Annotated in this window: 11 protein-coding genes; 1 reads left to right on the top strand and 10 read right to left on the bottom strand. The window is 73.1% G+C overall.

Going from position 1 to position 16,199, the window contains the following annotated elements:
• Positions 1-64 precede the first annotated feature (64 nt).
• Positions 65-2,884, bottom strand: coding sequence for a preprotein translocase subunit SecA (gene secA / locus VMF51_RS22440; RefSeq protein WP_325476703.1), 2,820 nt, complete (start codon positions 2,882-2,884; stop codon positions 65-67).
• 195 nt (positions 2,885-3,079) lie between these two features.
• Here secA and VMF51_RS22435 point away from each other — a divergent pair, with 195 nt between their 5' ends.
• Positions 3,080-3,757, top strand: a complete 678-nt coding sequence (locus tag VMF51_RS22435) for a hemerythrin domain-containing protein (protein ID WP_325476702.1) — start codon at positions 3,080-3,082, stop codon at positions 3,755-3,757.
• A gap of 7 nt (positions 3,758-3,764) precedes the next feature.
• On the opposite strand, the gene VMF51_RS22430 is transcribed toward VMF51_RS22435, so the two are convergent.
• The 9 genes from VMF51_RS22430 to mtrA all read right to left on the bottom strand — a co-directional run bounded on the left by VMF51_RS22430 (position 3,765) and on the right by mtrA (position 16,188).
• Positions 3,765-7,067, bottom strand: a complete 3,303-nt coding sequence (locus VMF51_RS22430) for a BTAD domain-containing putative transcriptional regulator (RefSeq protein ID WP_325476701.1) — start codon at positions 7,065-7,067, stop codon at positions 3,765-3,767.
• A gap of 9 nt (positions 7,068-7,076) precedes the next feature.
• Positions 7,077-7,751: a hypothetical protein gene (locus VMF51_RS22425; protein WP_325476700.1), complete on the bottom strand. Its 675-nt coding sequence runs from the start codon at positions 7,749-7,751 to the stop codon at positions 7,077-7,079.
• A gap of 96 nt (positions 7,752-7,847) precedes the next feature.
• A complete protein-coding gene (locus VMF51_RS22420) occupies positions 7,848-9,053 on the bottom strand; it encodes a winged helix-turn-helix domain-containing protein (protein ID WP_325476699.1) in 1,206 nt (401 codons plus the stop codon).
• Between the two features lie 390 nt (positions 9,054-9,443).
• Positions 9,444-10,124 (bottom strand): response regulator transcription factor, encoded by a 681-nt coding sequence (locus tag VMF51_RS22415; RefSeq protein ID WP_325476698.1) that lies wholly within the window; start codon positions 10,122-10,124, stop codon positions 9,444-9,446.
• 126 nt (positions 10,125-10,250) lie between these two features.
• Positions 10,251-10,877, bottom strand: coding sequence for a ribosome hibernation-promoting factor, HPF/YfiA family (gene hpf / locus VMF51_RS22410; protein ID WP_325476697.1), 627 nt, complete (start codon positions 10,875-10,877; stop codon positions 10,251-10,253).
• A 384-nt stretch (positions 10,878-11,261) separates the two neighbouring features.
• Entirely contained in the window at positions 11,262-11,981 is a 720-nt protein-coding gene (locus VMF51_RS22405) for a ComF family protein (protein WP_325476696.1), read from the bottom strand.
• Positions 11,982-12,047: 66 nt separating this feature from the next.
• On the bottom strand, positions 12,048-13,814 hold the full coding sequence (locus VMF51_RS22400) for an LpqB family beta-propeller domain-containing protein (RefSeq protein WP_325476695.1): 1,767 nt from the start codon (positions 13,812-13,814) through the stop codon (positions 12,048-12,050).
• The gene (mtrB, locus tag VMF51_RS22395; protein ID WP_325476694.1) at positions 13,811-15,436 is read right to left on the bottom strand and encodes an MtrAB system histidine kinase MtrB; all 1,626 of its coding nucleotides are present in this window, start codon (positions 15,434-15,436) and stop codon (positions 13,811-13,813) included. Before mtrB ends, VMF51_RS22400 begins: the two co-directional genes overlap by 4 nt.
• 2 nt (positions 15,437-15,438) lie before the next feature.
• Positions 15,439-16,188 (bottom strand): MtrAB system response regulator MtrA, encoded by a 750-nt coding sequence (mtrA, locus tag VMF51_RS22390; protein ID WP_325476693.1) that lies wholly within the window; start codon positions 16,186-16,188, stop codon positions 15,439-15,441.
• Positions 16,189-16,199: the final 11 nt, after the last annotated feature.

The following is a 16,199-nucleotide window of genomic DNA, read 5'->3' as shown; positions in this document are numbered from 1 at the left end:
GACCCGGCGCGAGTTCGCGCCGGGTCGGCGACACACTCACGCCGGGTCGGCGGTGGCGGTGGGGTCAGCCGGAGGCGCGGGCCGTCAGGCCCGTGGGGCCGCCCGGAGCGCCGTGGCACTGCTTGAACTTCTTGCCGGACCCGCAGGGGCACCGATCGTTGCGCCCGACGCCGGCGTACTCGTCGTCGGCGTTGCTGACCGTGGTGCCACGGACCTCGGCCTCGCCGTCCTCGTCCGGGGCGGAGTAGGTGAGGTTCTGCGGCTGCGACGGACGCTCGAGACCCTTGGCCTTGATCGTCGGCACGGCCCGCTGCGGGATCGTGCCCTCGGGCTGCAGGAGCGGCTCGTAGGCCTCCTCCAGCTCGTCCTCCTCGACCTCGTCCTCCTCCTCGACGGAGACCTCGAGGTTGAACAGGTAGCCGACCGCCTCCTCCTTGATGCCGTCCATCATGGCGGCGAACATGTCGAAGCCCTCGCGCTGGTACTCGACGAGCGGGTCGCGCTGGGAGTAGGCGCGCAGGTAGATGCCCTCGCGCAGGTAGTCCATCTCGTAGAGGTGCTCGCGCCACTTGCGGTCCAGCACCGAGAGCAGCACGCGGCGCTCGAGCTCGCGGATGACCTCCTCGCCGACCTCGGCCTCGCGCTGCTGGTAGCAGGCGTGGGCGTCGGCCCGGAGCTCCTCGATGAGCTCGTCGCGGTCGATGTGGGCGACCTGGCCGTCGGCGTCCTCCAGCACCTTCTCCAGGCTGACGGAGACCGGCCAGATCTGGCCGAGGTCGGTCCACAGCTGCTCGAGGTCCCACTCCTCGGCGAAGCCCTGGGTGTGACCCGTGACGACGCCGGCGACGACGTCGTCGAGGAAGGTGCTGATCTGCTCCTGCAGGTCGGCGCCCTCGAGCACCTGGCGCCGCTCGCCGTAGATGACCTTGCGCTGGCGGTCCATGACGTCGTCGTACTTCAGGACGTTCTTGCGGGACTCGAAGTTCTGCGACTCGACCTGGCCCTGCGCGTTCGCGATGGCGTTGGTGACGCGCTTGTTCTCGATCGGGACGTCGTCCGGGATCTTCAGCATCGTCAGGACGCGGTCGACCCACTCGGACTTGAACAGCCGCATCAGCTCGTCCTGCAGCGACAGGTAGAAGCGGGACTCGCCCGGGTCGCCCTGACGGCCGGAACGACCACGCAGCTGGTTGTCGATCCGGCGCGACTCGTGGCGCTCGGTGCCGACGACGTAGAGACCGCCGAGCTCGCGGACCTCGTCGTGCTCCGCGCCGACCTGGGCCTTGATCTTCTCGACCATCTCCGGCCAGGCGGCGTCGTACTCCTCGACGTGCTCGACGGGGTCGAGACCCTGCTTGCGCAGCTCGGCGTCGGCGAGGAACTCCACCGAGCCACCCAGCATGATGTCGGTGCCTCGACCGGCCATGTTGGTCGCGACGGTGACGGCGCCCTTGTGGCCCGCCATCGCGACGATCTTGGCCTCCTCGGCGTGCACCTTCGCGTTCAGCACGGTGTGCGGGATGCCGCGCTTCTTCAGCAGGTCGGAGAGGTACTCGGACTTCTCCACCGAGACGGTGCCGACCAGGACCGGCTGGCCCTTCTCGTTGCGCTCGGCGATGTCGTCGGCGACCGCGTCGTACTTCGCCTCCTCGGTGCGGTAGACGAGGTCGGGCTGGTCGACGCGCTGCATCGGACGGTTGGTCGGGATCGGGACCACGCCGAGCTGGTAGATCTTGTCGAACTCGGAGGCCTCGGTCATGGCCGTACCGGTCATGCCGGAGAGCTTGTCGTAGAGGCGGAAGTAGTTCTGCAGGGTGACCGTGGCGAGGGTCTGGTACTCCTCGCGGACCTGCACGCCCTCCTTGGCCTCGATCGCCTGGTGCAGGCCGTCGTTGTAGCGGCGGCCCGACAGCATGCGACCGGTGTGCTCGTCGACGATGAGCACCTCGCCGTTCATGACGACGTACTCCTTGTCGCGGCGGAACAGCTCCTTGGCCTTGATGGAGTTGTTCAGGAAGGAGATCAGCGGCGTGTTGACCGCCTCGTAGAGGTTCTCGATGCCGAGGTGGTCCTCGACCTTGGTGATGCCCGGCTCGAGGACCGAGATCGTGCGCTTCTTCTCGTCCGTCTCGTAGTCGACGTCCTTCTCGAGCTTCATGACGATCTTGGCGAACTCGCCGTACCACTTGACCTCGTCCTGGGTCGGACCGCTGATGATCAGCGGGGTCCGCGCCTCGTCGATGAGGATCGAGTCGACCTCGTCGACGACGGCGAAGGCGTGGCCGCGCTGGACGCACTCCTCGATGGAGCCGGCCATGTTGTCGCGCAGGTAGTCGAAGCCGAGCTCGTTGTTGGTGCCGTACGTGACGTCGCAGTTGTACTGCTCGCGACGCTGCGCCGGCCGCATCTCGGGGAGGATCACGCCGGTGGTCAGGCCGAGGAAGCCGTGGACGCGGCCCATCATCTCGGACTGGTACTTGGCGAGGTAGTCGTTGACGGTGACGACGTGGACGCCCTTGCCCGCGAGGGCGTTGAGGTACGACGGCAGCACCGCGACCAGGGTCTTGCCCTCACCGGTCTTCATCTCGGCGATGTTGCCGAGGTGCAGGGCCGCGCCGCCCATGATCTGGACGTCGAACGGGCGCATGCCCAGGACCCGCTTGGCCGCCTCGCGGGCGGTGGCGAAGGCCTCCGGCATCAGGTCGTCGAGGGTCTCGCCGGCTTCCAGGCGCCGCTTGAACTCCGCGGTCATGCCCTGCAGCTCCTCGTCGCTCATCGCGACGAAGTCGTCCTCGATGGCGTTGACGGCCTTCGCGACAGCCTCGAGCTGACGCAGGATCTTGCCCTCACCGATGCGGAGGAGCTTGTCGAGGATGGCAGGCACGAGAGGGATCTCCCTGGGTAGTTCGGGCAGGCCCGGACCGGGCCGCGGACCATGCTATCGGGGGATCCGAATGCCGGGAGCCCGCGATCCGGAAACCGCCGGTCCGACCCGCGTGCAATTGCGGGTCAAGGCCGTTGCAAGCGGTCGCGCGCACGGTGGTCGTCGTCCGCCGACCGTCCGTCCCCAGGAGTCCTCATGTCCACCAGTCCCGAGACCGCACCGCTCACCGACACCCGGGTGATGCTGGTGCTGCACTCGTTCTTCCGCCGCGAGTTCCGGCTCGCCGGCGGGGTCGTCCGCGGCGTACCCGCCGGCGACGTCGCGCGCGCCGCCGTGGTGGCCGACCACCTCGACTTCCTCGGCCTCGCCCTGCACCAGCACCACACCACCGAGGACGTGCACCTGTGGCCGCTGCTGCTGGAGCGGGTGCCCGACGAGCTGGCTCCGATCGTGCGCCTCATGGAGTCGCAGCACGAGCAGGTCGACCACCTGCTGGCGCAGGTCGCGACCCTGGTCCCCCGGCTGCGCGCCGAGGCGGCACCCGACGTACGGGACCGGCTCGCGGACGTGCTCGACACCCTCTACGTGCACCTCGTCGAGCATCTCGACGCCGAGGAGGAGCGGCTCCTGCCGATCGCCGCGCGGACCGTCACCCAGGCCGAGTGGGACGCGATCGGCGAGCACGCCGAGGCCGAGGCGCCGCGGTCGAAGCGGAGCCTGGCCTTCGGCATGTTCCAGTACGACGGCGACCCGGAGGTCGTCGCGGGCATGCTCTCGCGGGCGCCGGCTCCGGTGCGCTGGCTCGTCCCGCGGCTGGGCCGGCGCGCGTTCCGGCGGCACGCCACCGCCGTGCACGGCACGCCGACTCCCTAGGACCTGCCTAGCGCCCCAGGCGTGCCAGGGTCGCGTCGGTGCGGGCGACCCAGAGCGGGAGGCCGAGCTCCTCGTGCACGCGGCGTGCCGCCTCCAGGTGGTCGCGGGCGGCGACGTCGTCACCCGCGACCCGGGCGAGCTCGCCGAGGTGCAGGCGCATGCTGCCGCGGAACCCGACCGGCCCCGTGACGGCCAGGCGGTCGGCGTACGGACCGAGCGTGGCGAGCAGGTCGCGCGCCGCCCCGGCGTCGCCGAGCGCGACCCAGATCTCGGCGCGGACCGCGACCAGGAACGGCCACATGTAGTCCCACGGCAGCGCCGGCTGCTCGGACCACGGCCCGAGCAGCATCCGCAGCTCGTCGAGCGCGCCGGTGCGCGCCAGGGCGAGAGCGTGCACCTCGCGGTACGCCGGGTGGTACGGCGCCAGCGGGCGCAGCGCGGGCTCCAGCTCGGCGGCCCGGCCCTGCCCGTCGCGCAACGAGAACAGCTGCGCGGTCTCGATGCCGCCACCGGACATGGCCAGCGTCGCCGCGAACGCCTCGAGCTCGGCGATCAGGCGTTCGCCGGTGTCCCAGTCCTCATCGAGCAGGGCGAGGGTGGTGCGGTACCACCCGGTCACCAGCCACTGCTGCGACAGGTGGTGGCGCTCGGCGAGCTCGTGGGCCCGGACCACGTCGGACCGGACCGCGTCGAGCCGGCCGAGCTCGAACCGGTCCTGGGCGCGGCCGGCCAGCGCCCCGGCGAGCGGGGCCGGGTCGCCGACGGCGGTCGCGATCTCGACGATCTCGTCGACGAGCGGGGTCCGGTGATGGAGGAGGTCGGGACGCAGCAGGGCCGCCTGGGCCAGCCGCAGCACCTCCAGCTCGCGCTCCCCCCGGCGGCCGGTCGCGCGGACGAGCCGGACGGCCTCGTCGGAGAGCCGGGTCGCCCGGTCGGCGGCGCCGGGCCGGTAGAGCAGCTCGAACGCGGTCGCCGCCGTCAGGTGGGCGCGCACCAGCGCTTCGTCGGCCGGCTGCGCGGCGCAGACCTCCTCCCACAGCGCGACCGAGTCGTCGTCGTACTGCGGATGCGCGCGCCAGCCCCACACCAGGCCCTCGGTGATGACGAGCAGCGCGGCGGCCGCTGCGGACGCGTCGCCGCGCGCCAGGGCGGACCGGGCCGCCCGCTCCACCAGCGGCCACGCGTCGATCGGCCGCCCGATGCGGCTCAGCGCACGTGCGCGCCCCAGGAGCACCGTCTCCCGCTCGGGGTCGGTCGTGGTCGGGTCCCGGTCCTGGAGGTCGGCGGCCTGGGCGAGGAGCCGCTCCGCCTCGTCGTGGGCGGAGGCCGCGGCCGCCCGCTCGGCGGCCTTGCGTGCGAAGACCCACCCGGAGCGGGCGTACGCCGGGCCGGCCAGCCGGTAGTGCTCGGCGAGCTCGGGCAGGTGGTCGGCGATCCGGCCCGCGTGCACCCGCTCGACGGCGGCGGCGACCCGGGCGTGAGCGCGGGACCGGGCGGCAGCCGTCAGCCGGCCGCGGACCGCGTCCCGGACGAGGGCGTGGGCGAACCGGTAGCGCTCCGGCGACTCCTCGTCGACCAGTCCCAGCATCTGCGCGCTCTCCACCGCCTCGTCGACCCGCTCCGGGGCGAGCCCGGCGGCCGCGGCGACGACCGCGAGGTCGAAGGAGCGCCCCGCCACCGCCGCGAGGGCCAGCACCTCGCCGGCCTCGGGCTCCAGCAGGGTCAGCCGCTGGCGTACGACGTCGCGCACGCCGGTCGGGACGGCGCGCCACGCCGGCGCGGTCGGATCGGACAGCGCCCCCTCGCTCACCAGCAGCCGCACCAGCTCCGCGACGTGGAACGGGTTGCCGTCGGTGCGCTCGACCAGTCCGGCCGTCACCGGGGCGCTCAGCGTCATCCCGGTCTGGTGCGCGACCCAGGCACCCACCGCGTCGGCGTCGAGGCCCGCCAGCTCGACCCGGTGCGCGTCCAGGCGGGCCAGGGCCGCGAGCAGGTCGGCGACTGGCTCGCCGATGTCGGCGGTCGTGCTGCGGACCGCGACGACCAGCACCACCGGCAGCCCGGCGAGATCGGCCGCGAACCGCCGCAGCAGGCGCAGGCTCTCGACATCGGCCCAGTGCACGTCGTCGAGCACGAGCATCGCCGGCGGGCCGTCGCGGAGCACCCCGGCCAGGGCTCCGGCCTGCCGGAAGCCGACCGAGGCGGCGTCGGCGTCGGCCGGCCCCGGGTCGAGGAGCCCGGCGTCGCCCAGCAGCCGCTCGACGGCCCGGGTCCAACCCCACATCGGCGGGCAGGCCTCGGCCTCCCACCCACCGCGACCGGTGCGGAAGCCCGCAGCCTCGGCCCGGGAGACCAGCGTCTCGGCGAAGCGGGTCTTCCCGATGCCCGGCTCGCCGCTGACGAGGATCACGCCGCCGCGACCCCGGCGCGCCGCGTCCAGGACACCGTCTGCCGCGGCCAGCGCCGCCTGGCGCCCGGGAAGTGCAGGACCAGGGTCACCCGTGGCCGACGGCGGGGCCGAGGCCGCCGGGCTCGGCCCCGGCCGCTCGGGCGCGTCGAGCGCCGGGTCCTGCTGCAGCACGGCCTCCTCCAGCGCCCGCAGCTCCGGTCCCGGGTCGATGCCCAGCTCCTCGGCGAGGTGCTCGCGTGCCCGGCGCAGCGTCGCCAGGGCGTCGCCCTGCCGGCCGGCGGCGTACTGCGCCCGGGCCAGCAGGCCCCACAGCCGCTCGCGCAGCGGGTGCAGCCGGGCCAGTTGCTCCAGCTCCGGCACCGCCTCGGCGTGGCGGCCGGCGGCGACCCGGAGGTCCCAGAGATCCTCCAGCGCGCTCAGCCGCAGCTCGGTCAGCCGCACCGCCTCGGCGCGCAGGGACGGGCTCTCCAGACCGGGGTACGGCTCGCCGCGCCACAGCTCGAGCGCCTCGACCAGCAGCTCGGCGGCCCGGTCCGGACGGTCGCCCAGCGACCGTCGCGCCTCCTCGACGAGACGGGCCATCCGGCGGGCGTCCACGTCCTCGGCCTCGACGTCGAGGGAGTAGCCCCCGGCACGCGTGCGCAGCCGATCGGCAGGCCGCCGTACGCCGCGCTCGGGCTCGAGCGCCTTGCGCAGCCGGGCGACGTACGTCTGGAGCGAGGCCTCGACCCGGCCCGGCGGCTCGTCGCCCCAGATCTGGTCGATCAGCGTCTCGACGGGTACCGCCCGCCCGTCGGCGGCGACCAGCAGCGCGAGCAGGGCACGGGGCTTCGGGCCGCCCAGGTCGACCGCGGCGGCACCGACCTCGACCTCGACGTCGCCCAGCACGCGAATCCGCATTCGCGCAGGCTAGTGCTGGGACGCCGCCTCGGGGGCTGGTACGGCGACAACGGGCCGGCGGTACGGCGCGCTCGCGAGCCCCAGCAGCACCGACCACAGGGCCAGCGTGAGGGCCGCGCCCGCGAAGACCGGGCTCAGCTCCGCATCCGGCAGCAGGATCGTGGCCGGGACCGACAGGGCGTGCGCGGTTCCGGCCACGATCCCGGGCAGCGCGAGCAGCCGGCGCGGCCCGCGCCAGGCGGCGAACAGCGACGCGCCGAGGTAGGCCAGCGCCAGCCCGCTCGCGGGATAGAGGAACGCCGAGAGTCCGAGATGCGCCCACGCGATCGGGGCCGACTCCCCCGCCGCCAGCTCGTCGGAGTCGACCGACGCCGCCAGGTGGAAGACCGTCTCCACCACGTAGAGCGAGATCGTCACCGCCGCGATCCGCAGCGTGCCGTCGACGCGGCGCGGCCAGACCCGCCCGCGCAGCACCAGCCACAGGCCGGCGGCCAGCAGCACGGTGCTGGCCAGGATCAGGGTGTGGCCCGGCACCCACCGCTCGTCGGCGGTCATCGTCGCGAGCTCCTGGGTCGCGGAGTCGGCGGCGTCGGCCTCGGGGTGCATCCGCCCGCCGAGCGCCAGCAGGACCCCCGAGGTGACGAGGGCGAGGCGCCAGCCGGAGGCGCGCAGGACGTGGTTCATCGGGGTCTCCCTCTCGCGGTCCCGGCCGGTCGGCCGGGGAGGGCACCACGGTCCCGGGCGTCGCTTGCAACCGTCTGGACGGTCGCTGGACGACCCTCAGACGCCCAGCGCCGCCAGCGCCGCCAGCGCCGGTGCCAGGTCGCCCCGCGGCTCGACCGCCACCGCCCCCAGCCCGAGCCAGCCCGCCAGCACCGCCAGCTCTGCGGCCAGCTCGGAGGCCGTCTCGACGGGCGCCCCGGGCTCGGCGTACGCGGCCTTGACGACCAGCACCCCGGCCTTGCGGTCGGCCTTGAGGTCCACCCGCGCGACGATCCGGTCGCCGAGCAGGAACGGCAGCACGTAGTAGCCGTAGACGCGCTTCTCGGCCGGGGTGTAGATCTCGATGCGGTAGTGGAAGTCGAAGATCCGCTCGGTACGCTCGCGCTCCCACACCACCGGGTCGAACGGGCTGAGCAGCGCCCGCGCCCCGACCCGCCGCGGGAGCCGAGCGTCGCGGTGGAGGTACGCCGGCCGCTTCCAGCCCTCGATCGTCACCGGGACCAGCTCCCCGGACTCGACCAGCGCCGTCACGGCCGGGCGGACGTCGTCGACGTGCATCCGGAAGTAGTCCTTCAGGCACTGCGCGGTCGCGACGCCGTGCGAGACCGCCGCCCGTCGTACGAGCTCCAGCGACGCCTCGGCCCGCGTGGGCGTGGGCCGGGCCAGCACCTCGGCGGGGATGACCCGCTCGGGCAGGTCGTAGAGCACCTCGAACTGGCTGTTGCGCCCGGCGATGGCGAGGTCGCCCACGGTGAAGAGGTAGTCGAGCACCTGTCGGGTCAGCGACCAGTTCCAGCCCCACTCCTCCTTGGCGCGCGGGAGCCCGTCGTCCAGCTCGCGGGCCGTCGAGGCGCCACGCTCGCGGATCTCCTCCAGGAGCGACGCCTCCAGCTGGGGGTTCTCCTCCAGGACCATCCACTTGCCGCGACGCTCGCGGTAGGCCTCCATGCGGTGCTGCATGTGCGGCCACAGCTCGACGGGCATGAAGGCCTGGACGTGCGCCCAGTACTCCACCAGGCGACGGGGCCGCCGCTCGGACGCCCGCCTCAGCAGCTCGACGTCGTACGGCCCCATCCGGGAGTAGAGCGGCATGTAGTGCGCCCGCTGCAGGACGTTGACCGAGTCGACCTGGAGCACGCCCGTGCGGCTCAGGGTGCGGTGCAGGGTGCGCATCGTGGGCACCGCGTGCCGCCGGTCGAGGAAGCCCTGGGCGCCCAGCGCGACCCGCCGCGCCTGGGCCTGGCTCAGTGACTCGGGTGGCATACGCCGGAGCGTACGACGGGGCGCCGACAACGGGGTGGAGACAGCCGGGGCGCGAGGCCGACTCTCGGCTCACCGGGTTTCGAGGCTCGGGACTTCGTCCCTCACACCTCAACCAGCGTCACGCTGGTCGAGGTCCCCCGGAGCGAGGCCGACTCTCGGCCCACCGGGTTTCGAGGCTCGGGACTTCGTCCCTCACACCTGGGCGGTTCAAGGCCGACTCTCGGCCCACCCGGTTTCGAGGCTCGGGACTCCGTCCCTCACACCTCAACCAGCGTCACGCTGGTTGAGGTGCCCCGGAGCGACGCAGGAGCGCAGGGGCCTCGAAACCCCCGCAGGCCGAGAAGCAGCGTTCAGTCATCGGTCAGATCGCGAGCTCGTTCCTCGGTCGGACTAAGGCAGGTCGAGCAGCTTCTCCTTGACGGCGTACATGACCGCCTCCATGCGGGAGTGCAGCTGGAGCTTCTCCAGGATGTTGCGCACGTGGTTCTTGACCGTGTTCTCGGAGATGAAGAGCTGGCGGGCGATCTCGCGGTTGTTCATGCCGCGGGCGACCAGCCGCAGCACCTCGAGCTCGCGCTCGGTCAGCCGCAGGCCCGGGACGTGGTCGCGCTCGGGACGCGACATCTGCTTGAACTCGTCGATCAGCTTGACCGCCATGGACGGGCTGATGAGGGACTGGCCGTCGGCGACCACGCGGACCGCCTGGGCGACCTCCTCGATCGAGGAGTCCTTGAGCAGGTAGCCGGAGGCGCCGCTCTTGACCGCCTCGTAGAGGTCGGCCTCCTCGTCGGAGACGGTGAGCATGATGATCTTGGCCGAGGGCACGGCCTCCTTGATGGCCAGGCAGGCCTCGATCCCGGAGCGCTTCGGCATCCGGATGTCGAGCAGCACCACGTCGGGGGCGGCCGTCGTCGCGAGGTTGGTGCCCTCGACGCCGTCGCCGGCCTCGCCGACCACCTCGATGCCCGACTCGACGCCCAGCAGCATCGTGAGCCCGCGCCGGAACAGCTCCTGGTCATCGACCACGAGCACCCGGATGGGCTCCGAGCCGTCTGTGTCTGAATCGGCCACGCGCAGATCATGGCACGGACGGACCCCCCGTGGCGCCCGTCCGGACCACATGACGAGAGGCCGGGGTGGCCCGAACGGGCCACCCCGGCCTCCTCAACGGTGCCGGCTCGTCAGGCGATCCGCCGCTCAGTCCTCGCCGAGCTCGAGCGAGATCACGCCGTAGTCGTACCCGCGGCGCCGGTAGACGACGGAGGGGCGCTCGCTCTCCTTGTCGACGAACAGGTAGAAGTCGTGGCCCACGAGCTCCATCTCGTAGAGGGCCTGGTCGAGGGTCATCGGACTCGCCGGATGGGTCTTCTCCCGGACCACCAGCGGTCCGTCGCCGGTCACCGCGATCGGCCCGACGTGCCGCTCCTGGGTGGTCGAGAGCTCCTCCTCCACGGTGGCGACCATCGGCGCCGGGGTGTCGGCGAGGGCCTGCCCCACCGAGACCGGGGTCTTCTGCCCCCGGTGCACCCGGCGGCGGTCGGCCGCGCGCCTCATCTGGGAGGCCATCTTGTCCAGGGCCAGGTCGAGCGCGCCCATCTTGTCGTCGGCGGCGGCCTCGGCCCGGATGACCGGCCCCTTGGAGAACGCCGTCAGCTCCACGTGGACGGACCGGTCGTGCTGGCGCGGGTTGGGCTCACAGTCCACCTCCACATGCACCCGCATGATCCGGTGGTCGTGCTTCTCCAGTCGAGTCAGCTTCTCGGCCGCATGCTCCCGGAACCTGTCCGAGATCTCGCAGTGACGACCCGTGACCACAACTTCCATGTGAACCTCCCGTTAGACAGTTGGTTTCCTCATTCAGCCCGTCCGTGCCATCCGAGGGCAGAGCGCAGCCCGGGCCGTGACGGCCCGCACTCCGCTCGTGGACGAGAGATGGAGCCCGTCCGGCCGACCTGGTCTTCGACCCCACAACCGCCTGCTGAGGCTTCCGCAGCTTCTCTGCCACTACCGGCCTTCTCCCACCGTCCTCCGTGTCTGACGGAGAGGGCGGGGCAGGACTTACCTCTAAGCCGCACCGTGATCAGACGCCCGGAGGCGCCCTTACGTGGACCGTTTCGCCTGCGACTGGCCTCGGCTAGCCACCGGCGCGCCTGCGGCGCACCAGCGGTGCAACCACGGACCCGGACGGACTCCATGCAGAGAACGTAGTCACTTCCCGTCCCGCATTAAAGGGACAGAGGTCCCCACTTCGACGTGACGTCTGCGCGTCGCCGCGACGGCGGCCACCGCGGACACCTGCAGACCGACCGCTTCGAGGGCTCGTTGGGCCTCGCGTGCGGTCGCGCCGGTGGTCAGCACGTCGTCGCAGATGACGAACCGGGCGCGCGGGACCGCCGCCGCGAGCCGGTGCAGCGCTCCGCTCGGGCAGGTCATCGAGCCGGCGAGGTTGCGGGCACGGGCGGCAGCGTCCAGCCCGGCCTGGTCGACCAGGCCCGGTCGGGTACGGAGCAGGCGGGCCGCGCGGACGTCGTACCCCTCCCGCCGGAGGCGGACGGCCGCGCCCGCGGTCACGGTGTACGTCGGGTCGTGGCCGCGGGCGCGCACGCTCGCGGGCCGCGAGGGCACGGGCACCAGCACGACCGGGCCGGGCGGGGCCGCCGCCGCGACCGCCTGGGCGAGCAGGCCCGCGATCGGTCGGCCCAGGCCGAGCAGCCGGCGTTCCTTCAGGCCCAGCACCATGGCCCGCGCGGCCCCGTCGTACGACGCCGCCGCCCAGGGAGGCACGAGCCCGGCCGGGGTCGGCTCCGGCCACGCCGGGTGGGCTCCCGTCGGGAGACCGGCCGCGCACCGCAGACACAGCAGCCGGCCCGCGACGCCGCACCCGACGCACCGGCCGCCGAGGAGGAGGTCGGTGACGGCATCGCGCACCCGTCCAGCGGACCAGTCCGAACGCGCCCGTTCAACCGGGGTCGGGTCGGCCTGTGGAGGGAGTCGTCAGCCGACGTAGCCGAGCGAGCGCAGGCGCCGTTCGTCGCCGAGCTCGATCTCCCGCGCGATCGGGCGCGACAGGTCGAGCGCCGCGTCGGGGGCGAGCACCAGCAGGCCCTGGTCCGGGACGGGCGAGCCGGCCATCGAGCGGACCGGCCCGTTGAGGTTGGCGATGCTCTCGATGCTGGTCGGTGCGCCGTCGACGGCGATCGAGCGGACCTCCCACAGCTCGCCGGCGACGCCGGTCAGCACCGCCACGCTGGTCGGCGAGCGCCAGGCGATGTCCTTGATGGTCTGCGCCTCCGGTGCCGTCTGGAGGATCGTCTGGGCGGGCGTGGCACTGCGGACGTCGCCCTCGGCCCGGTGCCGGATCCGGCTGACCACCAGCTCGTCACCCGTCCGGCCGGCGACGACCGCCACCAGGCGCGACCCGTCCCGGGAGACCAGGAAGGACCGGATCGCCTCGCCGGTGACCCCCGGGACCTCCAGCGTCCGGAGCCGGTCGTTCTCGTAGTAGAGGACCCGCGCGCCGTCGGACCGCCGGTCGATCAGCCAGATCCGGTCGGTGAAGTCCCAGGCGGGCTCCAGCAGGTCGGCGCTGCGGTCGAGGATCCCGCGCATCTCCGTGAGGCCGCCGTTGAGCGGGCCGACCAGCACGGCGTCCGAGGTCGTGACGGCCGCCGCGGTGCTGCCGTCGAGGTTGACCGCCGCCGAGCGCAGCGGGACCTCGCCCGTGCCGAGCACCCCGCCCACCGGGTCGAGGTCGTCGGGGATGCCCGAGACGAGCTGCCCGTCGCGGATGCCGAAGACGACCGCGCTCGCAGCGGGGACCGCGGGATCGAACTCGGCCCCGAGGTTGACCGGGAACCGGCCCTCGTCGCTGCCCGGCAGCTGCAGGAGCTCGCCGTCGACCGTGACGCGCACGGCGGTGATGCCAACGACCTGCCGCAGCGTCGAGGCGAGCTGCACCATCATCAGTCGCTGGCTCGCCGGCGGCTGCTGCCCCACGTCGCTGAGCGACACCTCGGCCACGCCGTCCGCGGACACCGGCACCGAGAGGTCACCGAGCCGGGCACCCGGCGGGAAGAAGCTGCGGGAGCTGGGCGCGAGCGCCGGGCCGGGACCGTCGAGCAGACCCTCGACGAGCCGGGTGGCCAGGGCGTCGTCGTCGGCGACGAACACGGGCTCGGGCACCAGGATCTGGGCGCTGGGGTCGAAGAAGGAGATCGACAGCCGGCGGTACCGCGACTCGAACCACGACTCGGGCACGATCAGCGCGTCGGGCGGGTCGGCGATGCGCCACTGCCCGCCCTCCATCTCGAGACCGAACCTCAGGTCGAGGGCGGCGCCGGAGAGCGAGCCGCGCCAGGCTCCGCGCGCGTCGAACCGGTTGCTGCCGTCGAGCATCCGCACGCGGACGACGGAGCCCGTGTCGAGGGCGGGCGCCCGGTCGCCGTACGTGATCGTCTCCCGCTCCGGGCGCCACGACGCCCGGGCCTCCTGGGTCAGGAACTCCGCGGCCGAGGTCGTCTGGATCGGCACGGCCGTCATCGCGTCGAGGAACCCCTTCACGATCTCCGAGCGCGAGGCGTCCGGGAGCGGCGGCAGCGGGTCGTACTTCACCCCCGACGTCACGGGCGTGCCGCGGGACTCGTCGGTCTCGACGACCGGGCCGCTCTCGGGCAGGCTGACGCACCCCGCGACCGGGGCCAGCAGCGCCGCCGCCAGGAACGCCGCGGCGACGCGCGTGGGACGTCTCCTCCGCGGCGTCATGTCACGGGCTCCCGGGCGTCGGCGGGCACGAGCGGCAGCGGGCTGCGGCGCAGCGGGGCGTTCACACGACGCGGGAGGGTCAGCCGGAACTGGGCACCCTCGCCGGGCCGTCCCCAGGCCTGCAGCCAGCCGCCGTGCAGGTGGGCGTCCTCCAGCGAGATCGACAGGCCGAGCCCGGTGCCGCCGCTGGTGCGGGCGCGGGCGGGGTCGGCGCGCCAGAACCGGTTGAAGACCAGGGCCGACTCCCCCGGCCCGAGGCCCACGCCGAAGTCGCGGACGGTGATCGCGGCCGCGTGGTCGTCGCCGGCCACCTGGACGACGATCTCGTCCCCCCGGCCGGTCTCGGCGTGGTCGATGGCGTTGCTGATCAGGTTGCGGACGATCCGCTCCACGCGGCGCGCGTCGGCCTCGGCGAGGCAGGGATGGTCGGGCGCGCGTACGACGATCCGCACGTCGCGCTGCTCGGCCAGCGGCCGGGTCGCCTCGACCACGCGGTGCGCGACGTCGACCAGGTTGAGGTCCTCGGCCTCGAGCACCGCCGCGCCGGCGTCGAAGCGGCTGATCTCCAGCAGGTCGGAGAGCAGCGTCTCGAACCGGTCCAGCTCGGTCTGCAGCAGCTCGGCCGCCCGCGAGGTGACCGGGTCGAAGTCGAGACGGGAGTCGTACAGCACGTCCCCGGCCATCCGCACCGTCGTCAGCGGGGTGCGCAGCTCGTGGGAGACGTCGGAGACGAACCGGTGCTGGACCCGACTCAGCTCCTCCAGCTGCCGGATCTGGCGCTGCAGGTTGCTCGCCATCTGGTTGAACGACGTCGCGAGCCGGGCCAGGTCGTCCTCGCCCGAGACCCGGAGCCGCTCCTGCAGCCGCCCGGCGGCCAGCCGCTCGGCGACCCGGCGGGCCATCCGGATCGGGGTGACCACCTGGCGGGTCACGAGCCAGGTGACACCGGCGACCAGGACCAGCAGCAGCGCGGCCGCGGTGAGCAGTGCCCGGGTGACCAGGGCGAGCGTCTCCTGCTGCTCGTCGAGCGGGAAGAGGAAATAGAGGGTGTAGGTGCCGCCGTCGGCCACCAGGGTCACCTGGGTCCCGACCGCGATGCCGGGCTGCTCGCTCACCACGGCTCCGTCCTGGCCGACGGTCCGGATGGTGGTGTAGGTCCACGCCGTCGCGGCCGGCTCCTGGAAACGACTCTCCAGCGAGCCCGGGACGCTGGCGGTGTCCAGGCCGGGTGAGGAACGGGTGCCGCGCTGGGCGATCCGGCCCGTGTTCTGCCCGATCGGGCCGGCGAGTACGACGGAGAAGCCGCGGGTCAGACCGCGCTGGATGATGGGGTCGATCAGCTCCGCCTGCTGGGCGGTCGCGTCCACGTCGGTGCCGGGAACCGACCCGAGCCGGGTCTCGGCGTCGGCGCGCTCGGTGTTGGCCTCGGCCACGACCGCGTCGACCCGCTGCTCGAGCAGGCCCTCGCGGGTCTGCTGGAGCAGGAACCAGCCGACGACCCCGACCACGGCCGCCGAGAGGACCAGGGTGGACGCGACCACCCGGGCCTGGATCGAGCGGCGCCAGAAGGTCAGCCCGCGCCGGAGACCGGGCGGCATCCCCAGCGGCGAGCGGACCCGCATGGCTATGCCCGGCCGGCTTTGTAGCCGACCCCCCGGACGGTGACGACGATCTCGGGGTTCTCGGGGTCGTGCTCGACCTTGGACCGCAGCCGCTGGACGTGCACGTTGACCAGCCGGGTGTCGGCGGCGTGCCGGTAGCCCCACACCTGCTCGAGCAGGACCTCGCGGGTGAAGACCTGCCAGGGCTTGCGGGCCAGGCAGACCAGCAGGTCGAACTCCAGCGGCGTCAGGCTGATCGGGACGCCGTCCCGGGCGACCGCGTGGCCGGCGACGTCGATGACCAGGTCGCCGATGGTCAGCGTCTCCTGCGGCGTGGTCTCGTGGCGGCGTACCCGCGCCCGGATCCGGGCGATGAGCTCCTTGGGCTTGAACGGCTTGACGACGTAGTCGTCGGCGCCCGACTCGAGCCCGACGACCACGTCGACGGTGTCGCCCTTGGCGGTGAGCATCACGATCGGGACGCCCGACTCCGCGCGGATCTCCTTGCAGACGTCGATGCCGTCCTTGCCCGGCAGCATCAGGTCCAGCAGGACCAGGTCGGGCTTGTAGTCGCGGAACTCGGCGAGCGCCTGGTCGCCGCGCACGCACATCCGGCTGTCGAAGCCCTCCTGGCGCAGGACGATCGTCAGCATCTCCGCGAGGGACGCGTCGTCGTCGACGACGAGGACGCGTCCCTTGGTCGCGTAGTCACTGGTGAGGTTGCTCGGCTGCCCGGCGGACAGGCCGGTCTGACCTCCGACGGACTGGTTCATGTCCCCAATCC

Origin of the sequence: Nocardioides sp., assembly GCF_035503875.1 — a bacterium.
In the GTDB taxonomy this organism is placed as follows: domain Bacteria; phylum Actinomycetota; class Actinomycetes; order Propionibacteriales; family Nocardioidaceae; genus Nocardioides.
The sequence above is the reverse complement of the archived record's forward strand: the minus strand, read 5'-3'. Positions and strand labels throughout refer to the sequence as shown.

Excerpts from the sequence above, each read along its gene's own strand:
- VMF51_RS22435 (WP_325476702.1), top strand. The coding sequence starts at position 3,080 with ATGTCCACCAGTCCCGAGACCGCACCGCTCACCGACACCCGGGTGATG.
- VMF51_RS22430 (WP_325476701.1), bottom strand. The coding sequence starts at position 7,067 with ATGCGGATTCGCGTGCTGGGCGACGTCGAGGTCGAGGTCGGTGCCGCC.
- VMF51_RS22425 (WP_325476700.1), bottom strand. The coding sequence starts at position 7,751 with ATGAACCACGTCCTGCGCGCCTCCGGCTGGCGCCTCGCCCTCGTCACC.
- VMF51_RS22420 (WP_325476699.1), bottom strand. The coding sequence starts at position 9,053 with ATGCCACCCGAGTCACTGAGCCAGGCCCAGGCGCGGCGGGTCGCGCTG.
- hpf (WP_325476697.1), bottom strand. The coding sequence starts at position 10,877 with ATGGAAGTTGTGGTCACGGGTCGTCACTGCGAGATCTCGGACAGGTTC.
- VMF51_RS22400 (WP_325476695.1), bottom strand. The coding sequence starts at position 13,814 with ATGACGCCGCGGAGGAGACGTCCCACGCGCGTCGCCGCGGCGTTCCTG.
- mtrB (WP_325476694.1), bottom strand. The coding sequence starts at position 15,436 with ATGCGGGTCCGCTCGCCGCTGGGGATGCCGCCCGGTCTCCGGCGCGGG.
- mtrA (WP_325476693.1), bottom strand. The coding sequence starts at position 16,188 with ATGAACCAGTCCGTCGGAGGTCAGACCGGCCTGTCCGCCGGGCAGCCG.